The following is a 14,327-nucleotide window of genomic DNA, read 5'->3' on the forward strand; positions in this document are numbered from 1 at the left end:
TGATCTCGAGGCAGCACAGGAGGGGTTGAAGACCATGACGGACGAACGCGGCTTTCCCACCGACGAGGCGCCCGAGGGCGACGCGGTGGAGCAACGCCGGCCCGCCGCTTCCGACGACGACGCCGGCCTGGACATCAATTACGTGAGCGCCCGGGATCGCGAGGCCAACGAAGCCGACGTGATCGAGCAGGCCTACGTCGTGTCCGCGGACGACGATCGGGATGACGACCGCTGAGGGCCGCCCGCGAAGCCCGGTGATGACGGCTGGCACCATCGACGCGTGACCGCTGAGTTGTACGTCCACCGCTACGGCCCGTCCGGTCCGGCGCGGATCCTGGCGCTGCACGGGTTGACCGGGCACGGGCAGCGCTGGCAGCAGCTGTCCGGCCTGCTACCCGAGATCGGGCTGGCCGCACCGGATCTACTCGGCCACGGCCGCTCCTCGTGGGCTGCGCCGTGGACCATCGACGCCAACGTCGCGGCGCTGGCCGCCCTGCTCGACGCGCAGGCCGGCACGCCGGTGGTGGTGGTCGGCCATTCGTTCGGCGCGGGCCTTGCCATGCACGTGGCCGCGGCCCGGCCGAACCAGGTGGCGGGACTGCTGCTCCTGGATCCGGCGATCGGGCTGGACGGCGCGTGGATGGGCGAGATCGCCGAGGCCATGTTGTCCTCGCCCGACTATCCCGACGCCGAGGAAGCGCGCATGGAGAAGGTGCATGGTTCGTGGTCGGACGTCGAGCCCGCGCTGCTCGACGCCGAGCTCGACGAGCATCTGATCGCGCTGCCGAATGGACGCTACGGCTGGCGCATCAGCCTGCCGGCGATGATGGCGTACTGGAGCGAGCTCGCCCGCGACGCCGTGCTGCCGCCGGCCCACACGCCCACGATCCTGGTGCGCGCCAAGCGAACATCGCCGCCGTATGTCACCGACGAACTCGTTACGGGCCTTGCGCAGCGGCTGGGATCCCGTTTCCGGCTGCTGGATTTCGACTGCAACCACATGGTGCCCTACGCCAAGCCCGACGACGTCGCCGCGCTGGCCCGCGAGTTGCTGGAAGCCCGCTGACCGTGGCGCCGGTGACCGAGGATCAGGTCGAGCGGGTGCGAGCGCTGGTCGCCGCCATCCCGTCCGGCAGGGTGGCCACCTACGGCGACATCGCCTCGGTCGCAGGGCTTTCCAGTCCGCGAATCGTCGGCTGGATCATGCGGACCGACTCCTCTGACCTGCCGTGGCACCGCGTCATCACCGCCTCCGGGCGTCCGGCGCGCCATCTGACCACCCGCCAGCTGGAGCTGCTGCGCGCCGAGGGCGTGCTTGCCCACGACGGCCGGATCGCGCTGGCCGAGGTTCGCTACGAATTCCCCAACGGGGCTTACCGGCCGGTGGCGATCGCCAGCGCGGCGAAGCGCCGCGCAGCGGGTCGCCACGCGGCCGACTAGAGCACCAGCCGGACCAGCGCCGCGGTGCGGGCCAGCCCGGGGAACGCCTCGGCGGTGGAACGCGGGTGTAGCGCGTGGACCGCAAGGCGAAACATCAACGCCCGCAACAACATCTGCGGCCATTCCGGCAGGGCGTTCCAGCGTTCGATGAGTCCGTCGTCGGCCTCACCCCAGGACAACGCGTCGATGACGACCACGCCCGCCGCCCACGACGCCGGTCGCCAGTACGGGCTGATGTCGGTGATGCCGGGTGCCGCGGTGCCGACGAAAAGCACTGTGCCGTAAAGGTCCCCGTGCACCAACTGGTTGGGGCTCTTGGTCGGCTTGCGCAACGTGGCGAGCTGGTTGAGCAGCTCCACCGAGCGCTCGGCGTCCGCGGTCGCGGGGGCCGTTCGGGCGCCGGGCGGCACGGAGGCCAGCGGCCGTTCCTCCCAGGCCGCGCGGTCGGCGGCGATGAAGATGTCGACGTCCCCCCAGGGCGCCGTGGGGCCCTGGGTCAGAAAGCGGGGGCGGTCCAGTTTGCCCGTCGCCTCGTGCAGGCGCACCGCCGCCGAGACGACCTCGTCGTGGCGGGGCTCCGGCGTGCCGGCGACGAAGGTGTCCGCGCGCCACCCGGAAACGACGTAGCGCCCGTCGGTGGAACGGACCGGGCGGGCCAGCCGGACGCCGTCGACGAACAACGTCTCGCGAACCCGGGCGGACCACGACGCGCGGGCATTGTCGGCCACCAGCGACAAGACGACTTCACCGCACCGCCAGCCGCCCTCCCAGCTGGCGCCCAGATAGACGGGTTTGACGCCGGCCAAACCGAACGCCGACAGCACATGGTCCGGCGGTGGCTCGACAGTCACACCGGTACTCTAAACGAGTACAACAGTCCTATTGGTCAGTACAGGATCATGTCGGGTTGCATCTGCTGCGCCCAGGCCACAATTCCGCCCTCCAAGTGCACCGCATCGGCGAATCCCGCCTGCTTCAGCACCGCCAGCGCCTGCGCCGAGCGAACCCCCGTTTTGCAATACAGCACCGGCATGCGATCCCGCGGCAGCTTTGCCAGACCCTCCCCGGAGTTGATCGACGACTGCGGGACCAGCTGCGCCCCGTCGATGTGCACGATGTCGAACTCCACGGGCTCGCGGACGTCGATCAGGGCCAGCTCCTTGCCGGAATCCAGCAGCTCGCGCAGCTCCCGCGGGGTGATGGCGGAGTCATCGGCGAGCGCGTCGTCGGCCGGGGCTTCGGCCACCACGCCACACAACTGCTCGTAGTCAACGAGCTCGGTGATCGTCGGCCTCGACGCGTCGGTCGGGTCGCGACGAATCGCGATGGTGCGGTAGGTCATTTGCAGCGCGTCGTAGATCATCAATCGCCCCAGCAGCGAGTCGCCGATGCCGGTGATGAGTTTGATCACTTCAGTGCTCATCACCGAGGCGATGGACGCGCAGACGATGCCCAGCACGCCGCCCTCGGCGCACGACGGCACGGTGCCGGGCGGCGGCGGCTCCGGGTAGAGATCGCGGTAGTTGAGGCCGCGTCCGTCGGGCGCGTCCTCCCAGCACACCGAGATCTGGCCCTCGAATTGGTAGATCGACCCCCACACGTACGGCTTTTTCGCCAGCACCGCCGCGTCGTTGATCAGATAGCGGGTGGCGAAGTTGTCGGTGCCGTCCACGATCAGGTCGTACTGGCCGAACAACTCGACGGCGTTGGTGGAGTCCAGGCGTACCTCGTGCAGGCGCACGTCGACCAGCGGGTTGATCGCGGCCATCGACTCGCGCGCCGAGACGGCCTTGGGCCGCCCGACGTCGGCGACGCCGTGGATGATCTGGCGGTGCAGGTTGGATTCCTCGACGACGTCGAATTCGACGATGCCGATGGTGCCCACGCCTGCGGCGGCCAGGTAGAGCAGGGTCGGCGCCCCCAGGCCGCCGGCGCCGATCACCAGCACCCGGGCGTTCTTGAGCCGCTTCTGCCCGTCGACGCCCAGGCCGGGAATGATCAGGTGACGGCTGTAGCGGGCCACCTCGTCACCGGTCAGGTGGTCTGCGGGCGCCACCAGCGGCGGCAACGACGACACGGACAACATCTCCTCGGTTTGGCTTCTCCAACCATCACAGCAGCCCGCCGGGACGACGGCAACGAGACGTCGCGCTCGAACGATCGGGCTAGGCCGATTGCCCGCCTCCTCCTCACGCCACTACGCGGCGCGCATCGTCGGCGGGCTAGGCGATCGGGTACGGCCAGGGGTTGAACCGGCAGGTCTTCCCGTCGGCCTTGACGGTGTCGGGGTCGAATCCCGCGGCGTCGTTGTTAGACGTCGAGAACGTCTGCTGCATCATCACCGGCGCCAGGGCGCCCTGCTGTTCGCAAGCCTCGTGGTGCAGGTATCCGATGGCGTGGCCGACCTCGTGGTTGATCACGTACTGCCGGTACGAGCCGATATCGCCTTCGAACGGCACGGCGCCGCGCACCCAGCGCGCCTCGTTGATGAAGACCCGGGCCTCGCGGTTGGCGCCGAAAACCGGGTTGTAGCAGGACGTCTCCAGCCGGAATTCGTAGCCGCAACCCTCCCGCACCGTCACCGGCGACACCAGCGAGATCCGAAAGTCCGGCTTTACCCCGTTGGCAACGTCGACCCGGATGAAGGCGAACTGCGGGTTGTGCGTCCAGCCCTTCGGATTCGCCAGGGTCTGGTCGACCATCTGGGCGAACGCCTCGTCGCCACCGAACATCGTCGGATCGATGCCGTTCTCCACCTCGACGGTGTACCGGAACACCTTGGCGGTGCCCTGACCGATCTGGGGCGTCGCGCCGGGCACCACGTGCCACGTCTTGTCGCCCGCTTCGGTGAAGGGGCCGCCGTCCGGCAACGTCCCGGCCGGCAGGTTGGCGTCGAACGCGGCGAGCCCGCGCGGCGGGGCGTCGATGATCGTGGTGCCCACCGCGCCGATCGCGGGCGGAGTCTCGATGGGCTGACTGGCCGTCGGCTTCGACGCGCCGGCGCCGGTCACCGTCTGGTACATGACCACGCCGGTCAGCACCGCCAGCACGGGCAGGGCGTACGCGCGCCAGCCGTAGGTGGAGACGAACCGCCCCAGCCACGTCTGTTTACGCCACTGGCGCTGCCGCTCACGATCGGCCCGCGCCCGCCCGGCTTCCGGGGCGGCCAAGGGGTCGCGCAGCGCGCGCAACGGCTCGCGCCACTCGTCGCGCAGCACCGGCACGCGACCGCTACTGCGCGGGGGCCGCTGCGACGTCATTTTCCCAGGATTACACAGCCGGCCACCCGCGCCGACCGTGGCGCGCCCGAATCCCCCGCCCGACACCGCTTCTGCCAGCGGCGACAAAGGCGATGGCGGGAGCTGCAACCCCGCGGGTAGTAAGGTCTTTTCAACGAGCTGCGAGCGGCTGGCCCCGGTGCACCGACGGCCGGCCGTCGACAATCAGATGAGGACTCGATGAGCGAACTCGCCAAGATGCCGGCACGGCGTGCCGTCAGATCGGCTGACCGCGGCCGGCCGGACGGCGCCGCGGCTCCCAACCGGCGGGGCAACCGGCTGCCCCGCGATGAGCGCCGCGGCCAGTTGCTCATCGTCGCCAGCGACGTCTTCGTCGACCGCGGCTACCACGCGGCTGGCATGGACGAGATCGCCGATCGGGCCGGGGTCAGCAAACCCGTTCTGTACCAACACTTTACGAGCAAGCTCGAGCTGTACCTGGCGGTGCTGGCGCGGCACGTGGAAAACCTGGTCTCCGGCGTCCAGCAGGCGTTGAGCGCCACCAAGGACAACCGCCGCCGGTTGCACGCCGCGGTGCAGGCGTTCTTCGATTTCATCGAGCACGACAGCCAGGGATACCGGCTGATCTTCGAGAACGACTACGTCACCGAACCCGAGGTGGCCGCCCAGGTGCGTGTCGCCACCGAATCCTGCATCGACGCGGTGTTCGCGTTGATCAGCGAGGATTCCGGTCTGGACCCGCACCGCGCGCGGATGATCGCCGTCGGACTGGTCGGCATCAGCGTCGACTGCGCCAGGTACTGGCTCGACTCCGATCGCCCGATCTCCAAGGCGGACGCCGTCGAGGGCACCGTCCAGTTCGCCTGGGGCGGACTGTCACACGTGCCGCTGACTCGTTCCTAACGTCCCTTCCCGGCGTGTTTCCCGGTTTCGGCGCTGATGCCGAAGCCCACCCGGCGCGCGTCGGCGACGCCGATCTCGACGTAGGAGATCTTGGTGGTGTGGATCAGGAAGCGGCGGCCCCGCTCGTCGCTCAGTCGCAGCAGCCCCGCCCCTTCGCTGAGCGCGGCGCTGACCAGTTCTTCGACTTCGGCGGGTGTTTGGTCGCTGGCGAGGACCAACTCGCGCGGACTATCCGTGATCCCGATCTTGACCTCCACGGTCACCCCTTCCGTAGGCATTGGAGTCGTGCGCGGGCGGCGAAGTCCCAGCCCTGTCAGCAGCAGGCTAGTTGACGCGGCTGACCCCCACCTCGTCGCGTCCCCACACTTCGCGGTCAGCGAAACTTCGGTCGCGCGCCGATAACGATTCGCTTGCAGGTTGTCTCACGCACCCGCGCGATACCCGATCCGTGCTTTCACATGGCTAACTTCGGCCCCATGGGTACCACATTGCCGCACCTCGACGACCGGATCCGGAGCTACCCGGACGACGACGCTGACGACTGCGACACCGACCCCTACCTGAATGCCGACTACAACTGGACGGGCTGGCCGGCCGACTCGCGCTGGCGACCCGCGACGGCCATTCTCGGCGCGGTGGTGGCCGTGGGCGCCATCGCCACCGCCGTCATCATCAACAGCGGCGACAGCGCGTCCACCAAGGCCACGCTGGGAGCGCCGACCCCGAGCGTGGTGACCACGGCGCCCGCGACGACCAAGGCGTCCACGCCGCCGAGCCCCTCACGCGTGGCCCAGCTGCCGCCCGAGACCGTGACGACCGTCACCACACCGAGCGCCGCGCCGAGCACCCCCGCGGCCCAAATGCCCACGGCCGCACCGTCTCTCGTGCCGGCGCCGCCGACGGCAGCGCTGAACCCGCGCACCGTCGTCTACAGCGTGAGCGGGACCAAGCAGCTGCTGGACCTGGTGAACGTGGTCTACACCGACGCGCGGGGGGTCCCCCAGAGCGAGTTCAACGTGTCGCTGCCGTGGTCGAAGGTGGTGGTCCTCAATCCCGGCGTGCAGACCGAATCGGTCGTCGCGACGAGCTTCTACGGCCAGCTCAGCTGCTCGGTCTTCAACGCCGCCGGCCAGCGGATCATGGCGTCGGGCAACCCGTCGAACATGGCGACCTGCTCACACTGAGTCCTGTGGCCCACGCCCGCGACCCGCTGCGCCCGGCCACGCCGCGCTTGCGAGCACGGCGAAGCGTCAGCTCAGGCCCAATTCGTGCATCCGGCGGTCGTGCGTCTGCTGCAACCGATCGAAGAACGCGTTGAGCTGGCCCAGGCCGCCGGCACCCGACATCACCAGGTCGACGAGCTCGTCGTGGTCGGCCAGCAGGTACTGCGCCTGAGTGATCGCCTCGCCGAACAGGCGGCGTGACCACAGCGCCAGCCGGCTGCGCTGCCTGCCGCTGGACGTGACGGCGGCGCGAACCTCGGCGACGACGAACTGGGAGTGCCCGGTCTCGGCCAGCGCCCCCCGCACCACGTCGGCGACCTCGTCGGGCAGTCCGTCGGCGATTTCCAGATACAAATCGGCGGCCAGGGCGTCACCGACATACGTCTTCACCAAGGCTTCCAGCCACGTGCTCGGCATCGTCAGCCGGTGGTAGTTCTCCAGCGCCGAGACGTACTTCGACATCGCCGACACCACGTCGACGCCGCGGCTTTCCAGCGCGTCGCGCAGCTGCTCATAGTGCTGCATCTCGGCGGCGGCCATGCTCGCCATCGAAATTCGTCCGCGCAGGTCAGGGGCCATCCGTGCCTCGTCGGTGAGCCGGTAGAACGCGGCGATCTCGCCGTAGGCCAAGACCGCGAACAACTCGTTGACCCCGGGGTGGTCGGCCGACAATCGTGGAGCCGCCGAATCCTCCACTTGGTCGGTGGAAGAGGGCTGGTAAGAGGGCCGGGTCATGGCAACACTGTAGTCGGCACGGTCGACGCAAAATGGATGCCAGCGTTCGACCAGCTATCATGTAGCTAGATGGCGGCTTTATTTGTGCCAAAGTTCTTCCACGCCGCTATCGGCGAAATGTGCGTGCACAGCAGGCCCGCCCGGGCTGGGACCACCCAGCCTGAGCCGGAGCCCGCGACTCGGCGACGTATTCGGAGTCGGAACTCGTGCGCGCGTGACCGCGACAGAGAAACACCGACACAATCCGATACGTCTTCGAGAGGCTACCTACCCACGCATGACCACACCGACCAGCACAACTGAACTGACCCCCCAACCGACATTCGCCCAACTCGGCGTCCGCGACGAAATCGTGCGCGCGCTCGCCGAAAAAGGGATCGAAAGCCCTTTTGCGATCCAGGAACTGACCCTGCCGCTGGCGCTCGCCGGCGACGACCTGATCGGCCAGGCCCGCACCGGCATGGGCAAGACCTTCGCCTTCGGCGTGCCGCTGCTGCAGCGCATCACGTCCGGCACCGCGGCACGGCCCCTCAACGGCACCCCGCGCGCGCTGATCGTGGTGCCCACCCGCGAGCTGTGCCTGCAGGTGACCGATGACCTGGCGCTGGCGGCCAAGCACCTGACCGCCGACGAGGACCGGCGGCTGTCGGTGGTCCCGATCTACGGCGGTCGCCCCTACGAGACGCAGATCGAGGCGCTGCGCGCCGGCGCCGACGTCGTGGTGGGCACTCCGGGCCGGCTGCTCGACCTGAGCCAGCAGGGCCACCTGCAGCTCGGCGGGCTGTCTGTGCTGGTGCTCGACGAAGCCGACGAAATGCTCGACCTGGGCTTTTTGCCCGACATCGAGCGCATCCTGCGCCAGATCCCGGTCGACCGGCAGTCGATGCTGTTCTCGGCGACCATGCCCGACCCGATCATCACGCTGGCCCGCACCTTCATGAGCCAGCCCACCCACATCCGGGCGGAAGCGCCACACTCGGCCGCCACCCACGACACCACCGCCCAGTACGCCTACCGGGCCCACGCCCTGGACAAGGTCGAGCTGGTGAGCCGGGTGCTGCAGGCCGACGGCCGCGGCGCCACGATGATCTTCACCCGCACCAAGCGCACCGCGCAGAAGGTCGCCGACGAGTTGGCCGAGCGCGGTTTCGCGGTGGGAGCCGTCCACGGTGACCTCGGACAGGTGGCTCGCGAGAAGGCGCTCAAGGCCTTTCGGGGCGGCGACATCGACGTGCTGGTCGCCACGGACGTGGCCGCGCGCGGCATCGACATCGACGACGTCACCCACGTCATCAACTACCAGATCCCCGAGGACGAGCAGGCCTACGTGCACCGCATCGGGCGCACCGGCCGCGCCGGCAAGACCGGGGTCGCGGTCACCCTGGTGGACTGGGACGAGCTCACCCGCTGGGCGCTGATCGACAAGGCGCTGGGGCTGGACTGCCCGGAGCCCCCCGAGACGTATTCCAGCTCGCCGCACCTGTACGACGAGCTGGGCATCCCCGCCGAAGCCGCCGGCACGGTCGGCGCGGCCCGCAAGGCGCAGGGCGCACGCCGCAGCGGCGAGCGCGCCGGCCCGAAGCCGGCGGGCCAGAAGTCGGAGAAGACCGCGCGCCGGTCCGGCACGCGGCGACGCACCCGCGGCGGCCAGCCGGTCAGCGGCCACCCGTCGGGCAACGGCGCCGCGAGCAGCAACGGCGACGCGACCGGGGAAACGCCGGCCGGCTCTCCCCCGGGAAACCCCGGTTCCGGCCGTCGCCGCCGCCGTCGTCGCAAGCCCGCCGAAGGGCATGCGGCCGCCCCCACCGCGCAAACCAACTAACGCCCCACGCTCACGCATGGTCAGACCCGAGCGCCGGACCAAGCGCGACGTCCTGGCCGCCGCGAGCATCGCGGTCGTCGTCGCCCTGGCCGCGGCCCTGATCTGGTGGACCAGCGACGCGCGGGCGACCAGCAGCCGCCCGGCCGCCGCTCCGGCGCCCAACCCGAGCCCGGCCCGGCAGGTTCCCGCCGGCCTGAAACAACTGTGGACCGCCTCCAGTCCGGCCACCACCGAGCCGGTGGTGGTGGGCGGGGTGGTCGTCACCGGTGCGGGCGTCCGGATCGACGGGCGCGACGCCGGCACCGGCCAGTCCCGCTGGAGCTACGCCCGCGACACCAGCCTCTGCGGAGTCTCGTGGCTGTACCGCTACGCCGTCGGGGTCTTTTCCGACGATCGCGGCTGCGGGCAGGTGAGCACCCTGGACGGCTCCACCGGCCGCCGCGGCCCAGCCCGCAGCGGCTATGCCGACCCGCGGGTGCGGCTGTCTTCCGACGGCATGACGGTCCTGTCGGTCGGTGACACGCACCTGGAGCTGTGGCGCTCGGACATGGTCCGGATGGTGGCCTACGGCGAGGCCGACGCCCGGGTGAAGCCGTCGGCGCGGGGGCTGCACTCCGGCTGCAAGCTGATCTCGGCCGCGGCCAGCTCGTCCGCGGTCTCGGTGCTGGAGAGCTGCGCGAATCAGGCCGACCTGCGGCTAGTGCTGCTCCGGCCCGGCAAGGACGACGACGAACCCCAGCAGCACATTGTGGCCGAGCCGGGCATCGCGCCCGACTCGGGCGCCCGGGTACTGGCCGTAAGGGACGCCACCACCGCGGTGTACCTGCCGGCGCCCCAACCCCGAGTGGACGTGATCGACGAAACCGGCGCCACCGTGGCGAGCACCCTGCTGCCCAAGCCGCCGTCGCGCTCGGCGGCGGTCTCGCACGCGGGCAGCCTGATGACCTGGTGGACCGGCGATTCGCTGATGGTTTTCGACGTGAACACCCTGGCGCTGCGCTACACCATCGCCGCGGGCGACAAGACGGCGCCGCTGGGCCCGGGCGTGATGATGGCGGGCCGGCTGCTGGTGCCGGTCACGGGCGCGATCGGCGTCTACGACCCCCTCAGCGGGGCCGGCGAACGCTACATTCCGGTGGACCGGGCGACGAGCCCCCCGCCGCCGGGAGCGCCGGTGATCCCGGCCGTGTCGGGATCACGAGTATTCGAGCAGCGCGGCGACACCGTGGTCGCCCTGGGCTGAGCGCTTGCGGAGCCGGGACGGCAGTCGCCCATCGACGCCACCTTCGCCCGTCTTGGCCCGTCTTGGCCCGTCGAGTGTGAATCGTTGGCTTTCGGTGTGAACCTGCGGCGACGACACGCCGACCGGGCACGCCGCCCCCGCACACTCAAAGCCGTCAGTTCACACTCAATACGCGCCGCGCCCGGCGCACGCGGCGGGCAGGCGATCGCTACTAGACCTCGACGGCGAACGTCGGCAACGGCTTGCCGCTCTTCCAGTGCTTGAGCAACGCCGTGGCCAGCTCGCCGTAGGCCGACGCGCCCTTGTTCTTGCGGCCCGCCATCACCGACGAGCCAGAGGCGCTGGCCTCGGCGAAACGGACCGTGCGCGGAATCGGTGGGGCCAGCACCGGCAGGCTGTAGCGATCGGCGACGTCGAGCAGCACGTCGCGGGTGTGGGTGGTGCGCGAGTCGTACAACGTCGGCAAGGCGCCGAGCAGGCGGAGCTCCGGATTGGTGATCTGCTGGACATCGGCGACGGTCCGCAGGAACTGGCCGACGCCACGATGCGCGAGCGTCTCGCACTGCAGCGGCACGATGACCTCGTCGGCGGCCGTCAGCCCGTTGAGGGTCAGCACGCCCAGCGACGGCGGGCAGTCGATGATCACCACGTCAAACCGGTCGGCGAGTTTGGCCAGCGCGCGCTTGAGCGCGTATTCGCGGCCGGCCCGCATCAGCAGCATCGCCTCGGCGCCCGCCAGGTCAATGTTGGCCGGCAGCAGCGTCATTCCCTCCGCCGTCTCGACCAGCGCGGCGTTGGGCTCGACCTCGCCGAGCAACACCTCGTGCACGGAGGCCGGGAGTTTGTCGGGGTCTTGGCCCAGCGAGAAGGTCAGGCAGCCCTGCGGGTCGAGGTCGACCAGCAGCACCCGCTTCTTCTCCTCCACCATCGCCGCCCCCAGCGAGGCAACCGTGGTCGTCTTGGCGACGCCACCTTTCTGGTTGGCCACCGCCAATACCCGGGTCCTACTCACCAGCCGCCCGCCCCTCCGCATCGCCGCGCGTACACAGTGCCATCCTGGCATGTTCGTCCACCATGCGCTTGGGCCCAACCGCCCCCGCATGTCGTCCGGCAGAATCATTCGGTATGGGCTTGCATGATCACCGCTTGGTGCTGTTGCGCCACGGCGAGACCGAGTGGTCGAAATCGGGCCAGCACACCGGGCATACCGAGGTCGAACTGACCGACGCCGGCCGGGAACAGGCCCAGCTGGCAGCCGGGGTGCTGGGCGAACTCAAACTTGTTGACCCGCTGGTGATCAGCAGCCCGCGGCGACGCTCGCTGGTCACCGCGGAGCTGGCCGGGCTGTCCATCGACGAGGTGACCGAACAGCTCGCGGAGTGGGACTACGGCTCGTATGAAGGTCTGACCACCGCGCAAATTCAGGAGTCGGCTCCCGACTGGCTGGTGTGGACGCACGGCTGCCCGGACGGCGAGAGCGTCGCGCAGGTCAGCGAGCGGGCCGACGCCGCGGTCACGACGGCGCTGCGCCACATGGAGTCGCGGGATGTGGTCTTCGTGAGCCACGGCCACTTCTCGCGCGCGGTGATCACCCGCTGGGTCGAACTGCCGCTGGTCGAGGGCAGCCGCTTCGGCATGATCACCGCCTCGATCGCGGTCTGCGGGTTCGAGCACGGGGTGCGGCAGCTGCGAGCGCTCGGGTTGACCGGTCAGTGAGCAGCGAACCGCCGTTCGCGCTGTGCGGGCCCACCCAAACCCTGATCGCCGACGGCGTCTTGCGGCGCTACGGCGACGTGGGCGCCGCGCAGGCGGCGCTGCGGTCGAATAAGGCGCCGATTGTGTTGGGCGCCTTGCCCTTTGACGTCACCAAACCGGCCGCGTTGCTGACGCCGCATGCCGTCAAAGTCACCGAGGGTCCGCCGGACTGGCCGACCGGCGCACTGCCGCCGGTTCGGGTAGCGGCGGCCCTCCCACCGCCGGGTGACTATCGCGACCGGATCCGCCGCGCCCGCGATCAGCTCGCCGCCGCCGACAACCCGCTGCACAAGGTGGTCTTGGCCCGCGCCTTGGAACTGGTGGCCGACGCCCCCCTGGACGCGCGGGCCGTCCTGCGCCGGCTGGTGGCCGCGGACCCGGCGGCCTACGGATACCTCGTCGACCTCAGCGCCGCCGGCGACGATTACGCCGGCGTGGCCCTGGTGGGCGCCAGCCCCGAACTCTTGGTGGCGCGCAGCGGCGACCGCGTCGAGTGCCGGCCGTTCGCGGGGTCGGCCCCGCGCGCCGCTGACCCGGACGCCGATCAGGCCAACGGCGCCGCGCTGGCCGCCTCGGCCAAGAACCGGCACGAGCATCGACTGGTCATCGAGACCATCCGGGCGGCCCTCGAGCCGCTGTGCGACGACCTGTCGATCGCCGCCGAGCCCCAGCTGAGCCGCACCGCGGCGGTCTGGCACCTGTGCACACCGATCAGTGGACGTCTACGCGATACCTCAACGAGCGCAATAGACTTGGCCTTGGCGTTACACCCCACCCCGGCCGTCGGTGGTGTCCCGACCAAGGCCGCCGTCCAGCTCATCGCCGAGTTGGAGGGCGACCGCGGGTTCTACGCGGGCGCGGTGGGCTGGTGCGACGCCCGCGGCGACGGCCGCTGGGTGGTGTCGCTGCGCTGCGCGCAGCTGTCCGCGGACCGGCGCCGCGCGCTGGCGCGGGCCGGTGGCGGTATCGTCGCCGAGTCGGATCCCGACGACGAAGTCGCCGAGACCACAACGAAATTCGCCACCATACTCAACGCCCTAGAAGTCCGACGATGACCCCAGACATCCGCCGCGCCGCACCGCGAGATGCCGCCGTGATCACCGAAATGATCCACGCGCTGGCCGAATTCGAGCACGCCGCCGATCAGTGCACGGTCACCGAAACGCAAATCTCCGCAGCACTTTTCGGTGACCGCCCGACGGTGTACGGGCACGTGGCGGAGGTGGACGGCGAGGTCGCGGCGATGGCGTTGTGGTTCGTCAACTTCTCCACCTGGGACGGCGTGGCGGGCATTTATCTGGAAGACCTGTTCGTGCGCCCGGGATTTCGCCGGCGTGGACTGGGCCGGGCGCTGCTGGCGGCGCTGGCCGGCGAATGCCTGCAGCGGGGCTACACCCGGCTGTCCTGGGCGGTGCTGAACTGGAACGCCGACGCCATCACGCTCTACGACGGGATCGGCGGGCAACCGCAAAAGGAATGGACGACCTACCGGCTGTCGGGGCCGCCGTTGGCGGGTCTCGCGGAGTCACCCTGACTGCCGGCGGCCCAGCGCACCGCGGCGGGGCTGAACAGCAACCCCAACACGACCAGCGCGACAAATCCCGCCGGAATCCCGAAGCCGGGCTGGTGTGATCCGACCGCGAGGTACCACGCCACCGGCAGCAAGAGCAGCTGAGTGATCACCGCCAACCCGCGACCCCAGCGCCTGCCCAGCATCAGCGCGCGCCCCGCGGCGATCACCCCGGCGCCGACGAGGACGAACCAGCCGGCGGTCGCCAGACCGTTGGCCACGTGCTGGTCGGCCCCCGCGATCCCGCGCACCACCAGGACCACGGCCACGATCAGCGCGGCCACCCCCTCCAGCGCGACGATGACGCCGGCGCGGCGCACGGCGGTCGGGGCGGCTGGCGGCGTCACAGCGCCAGCGTAGTCAGGGTGGCCGCCCGCCCCCGGCGGTTCCCCCACAG

The 14,327-nt window shown here is 70.2% G+C and carries 16 protein-coding genes and 1 pseudogene; 10 read left to right on the forward strand and 7 right to left on the reverse strand.

Features of this window, described 5'->3' with window-relative positions; genetic code table 11:
* The first annotated feature begins 34 nt into the window (after positions 1-34).
* The 3 genes and pseudogenes from G6N26_RS11860 to G6N26_RS11870 all read left to right on the forward strand — a co-directional run.
* The gene (locus G6N26_RS11860; RefSeq protein ID WP_067167167.1) at positions 35-235 is read left to right on the forward strand and encodes a hypothetical protein; all 201 of its coding nucleotides are present in this window, start codon (positions 35-37) and stop codon (positions 233-235) included.
* Positions 236-280: 45 nt separating this feature from the next.
* Complete coding sequence (locus tag G6N26_RS11865) at positions 281-1,066, forward strand: alpha/beta fold hydrolase (RefSeq protein WP_067167163.1); 786 nt, start codon at positions 281-283, stop codon at positions 1,064-1,066.
* A gap of 2 nt (positions 1,067-1,068) precedes the next feature.
* A pseudogene (locus G6N26_RS11870) lies at positions 1,069-1,371 on the forward strand (MGMT family protein); the annotation flags it as partial.
* Between the two features lie 65 nt (positions 1,372-1,436).
* Here the strand turns inward: G6N26_RS11870 and G6N26_RS11875 are convergent.
* The 3 genes from G6N26_RS11875 to G6N26_RS11885 all read right to left on the reverse strand — a co-directional run bounded on the left by G6N26_RS11875 (position 1,437) and on the right by G6N26_RS11885 (position 4,700).
* Positions 1,437-2,291 (reverse strand): TIGR02569 family protein, encoded by an 855-nt coding sequence (locus G6N26_RS11875; protein WP_083020085.1) that lies wholly within the window; start codon positions 2,289-2,291, stop codon positions 1,437-1,439.
* Positions 2,292-2,326: 35 nt separating this feature from the next.
* Positions 2,327-3,526, reverse strand: a complete 1,200-nt coding sequence (gene moeZ / locus G6N26_RS11880) for an adenylyltransferase/sulfurtransferase MoeZ (RefSeq protein WP_067167156.1) — start codon at positions 3,524-3,526, stop codon at positions 2,327-2,329.
* A 136-nt stretch (positions 3,527-3,662) separates the two neighbouring features.
* Positions 3,663-4,700, reverse strand: a complete 1,038-nt coding sequence (locus G6N26_RS11885) for a DUF3152 domain-containing protein (protein WP_225323499.1) — start codon at positions 4,698-4,700, stop codon at positions 3,663-3,665.
* A 198-nt stretch (positions 4,701-4,898) separates the two neighbouring features.
* On the opposite strand from G6N26_RS11885, the gene G6N26_RS11890 reads away from it, so the two are divergent.
* Positions 4,899-5,582: a TetR/AcrR family transcriptional regulator gene (locus G6N26_RS11890; protein WP_067167150.1), complete on the forward strand. Its 684-nt coding sequence runs from the start codon at positions 4,899-4,901 to the stop codon at positions 5,580-5,582.
* On the opposite strand, the gene G6N26_RS11895 is transcribed toward G6N26_RS11890, so the two are convergent.
* Positions 5,579-5,845: a DUF3107 domain-containing protein gene (locus G6N26_RS11895; protein WP_082991306.1), complete on the reverse strand. Its 267-nt coding sequence runs from the start codon at positions 5,843-5,845 to the stop codon at positions 5,579-5,581. The two genes, G6N26_RS11890 and G6N26_RS11895, sit on opposite strands and share 4 nt — an antisense overlap.
* Positions 5,846-6,058: 213 nt before the next feature.
* Between G6N26_RS11895 and G6N26_RS11900 the strand changes: the two genes are divergently transcribed.
* The gene (locus tag G6N26_RS11900; protein WP_067167146.1) at positions 6,059-6,766 is read left to right on the forward strand and encodes an MmpS family transport accessory protein; all 708 of its coding nucleotides are present in this window, start codon (positions 6,059-6,061) and stop codon (positions 6,764-6,766) included.
* Between the two features lie 66 nt (positions 6,767-6,832).
* On the opposite strand, the gene G6N26_RS11905 is transcribed toward G6N26_RS11900, so the two are convergent.
* Positions 6,833-7,540 carry a ferritin-like fold-containing protein gene (locus G6N26_RS11905; RefSeq protein WP_067167143.1) on the reverse strand — a complete coding sequence of 236 codons (708 nt, stop codon included), beginning with the start codon at positions 7,538-7,540 and terminating at the stop codon, positions 6,833-6,835.
* 277 nt (positions 7,541-7,817) lie between these two features.
* On the opposite strand from G6N26_RS11905, the gene G6N26_RS11910 reads away from it, so the two are divergent.
* Both G6N26_RS11910 and G6N26_RS11915 read left to right on the forward strand, forming a co-directional pair.
* Complete coding sequence (locus G6N26_RS11910; RefSeq protein WP_067167139.1) at positions 7,818-9,362, forward strand: DEAD/DEAH box helicase; 1,545 nt, start codon at positions 7,818-7,820, stop codon at positions 9,360-9,362.
* Positions 9,363-9,378: 16 nt separating this feature from the next.
* Entirely contained in the window at positions 9,379-10,605 is a 1,227-nt protein-coding gene (locus G6N26_RS11915) for an Rv3212 family protein (RefSeq protein ID WP_083020089.1), read from the forward strand.
* A gap of 211 nt (positions 10,606-10,816) precedes the next feature.
* Here G6N26_RS11915 and G6N26_RS11920 read toward each other — a convergent pair whose 3' ends face one another.
* Positions 10,817-11,617, reverse strand: coding sequence for a ParA family protein (locus tag G6N26_RS11920; protein ID WP_095577681.1), 801 nt, complete (start codon positions 11,615-11,617; stop codon positions 10,817-10,819).
* A 113-nt stretch (positions 11,618-11,730) separates the two neighbouring features.
* On the opposite strand from G6N26_RS11920, the gene G6N26_RS11925 reads away from it, so the two are divergent.
* Genes G6N26_RS11925 through G6N26_RS11935 form a run of 3 tightly spaced genes read left to right on the forward strand, consistent with a single transcriptional unit; the run spans position 11,731 to position 13,894 of the window.
* Entirely contained in the window at positions 11,731-12,321 is a 591-nt protein-coding gene (locus tag G6N26_RS11925; RefSeq protein ID WP_083020090.1) for an acid phosphatase, read from the forward strand.
* Positions 12,318-13,415 (forward strand): isochorismate synthase, encoded by a 1,098-nt coding sequence (locus tag G6N26_RS11930; protein ID WP_083020092.1) that lies wholly within the window; start codon positions 12,318-12,320, stop codon positions 13,413-13,415. The genes G6N26_RS11925 and G6N26_RS11930 overlap by 4 nt, the downstream gene beginning before the upstream one ends.
* A complete protein-coding gene (locus G6N26_RS11935) occupies positions 13,412-13,894 on the forward strand; it encodes a GNAT family N-acetyltransferase (protein WP_083020094.1) in 483 nt (160 codons plus the stop codon). The genes G6N26_RS11930 and G6N26_RS11935 overlap by 4 nt, the downstream gene beginning before the upstream one ends.
* On the opposite strand, the gene G6N26_RS11940 is transcribed toward G6N26_RS11935, so the two are convergent.
* Positions 13,846-14,277 carry a hypothetical protein gene (locus G6N26_RS11940; RefSeq protein WP_083020096.1) on the reverse strand — a complete coding sequence of 144 codons (432 nt, stop codon included), beginning with the start codon at positions 14,275-14,277 and terminating at the stop codon, positions 13,846-13,848. The two genes, G6N26_RS11935 and G6N26_RS11940, sit on opposite strands and share 49 nt — an antisense overlap.
* Positions 14,278-14,327 lie beyond the last annotated feature (50 nt).

This window comes from Mycobacterium marseillense, from assembly GCF_010731675.1.
Classification (GTDB): Bacteria; Actinomycetota; Actinomycetes; order Mycobacteriales; family Mycobacteriaceae; genus Mycobacterium; species Mycobacterium marseillense.

Coding starts and splice junctions, on each gene's coding strand:
- G6N26_RS11900 (WP_067167146.1), top strand. CDS start 6,059: ATGGGTACCACATTGCCGCACCTCGACGACCGGATCCGGAGCTACCCG.
- moeZ (WP_067167156.1), bottom strand. CDS start 3,526: ATGTTGTCCGTGTCGTCGTTGCCGCCGCTGGTGGCGCCCGCAGACCAC.
- G6N26_RS11905 (WP_067167143.1), bottom strand. CDS start 7,540: ATGACCCGGCCCTCTTACCAGCCCTCTTCCACCGACCAAGTGGAGGAT.
- G6N26_RS11935 (WP_083020094.1), top strand. CDS start 13,412: ATGACCCCAGACATCCGCCGCGCCGCACCGCGAGATGCCGCCGTGATC.
- G6N26_RS11915 (WP_083020089.1), top strand. CDS start 9,379: ATGGTCAGACCCGAGCGCCGGACCAAGCGCGACGTCCTGGCCGCCGCG.
- G6N26_RS11910 (WP_067167139.1), top strand. CDS start 7,818: ATGACCACACCGACCAGCACAACTGAACTGACCCCCCAACCGACATTC.
- G6N26_RS11925 (WP_083020090.1), top strand. CDS start 11,731: ATGGGCTTGCATGATCACCGCTTGGTGCTGTTGCGCCACGGCGAGACC.
- G6N26_RS11885 (WP_225323499.1), bottom strand. CDS start 4,700: ATGACGTCGCAGCGGCCCCCGCGCAGTAGCGGTCGCGTGCCGGTGCTG.
- G6N26_RS11860 (WP_067167167.1), top strand. CDS start 35: ATGACGGACGAACGCGGCTTTCCCACCGACGAGGCGCCCGAGGGCGAC.
- G6N26_RS11890 (WP_067167150.1), top strand. CDS start 4,899: ATGAGCGAACTCGCCAAGATGCCGGCACGGCGTGCCGTCAGATCGGCT.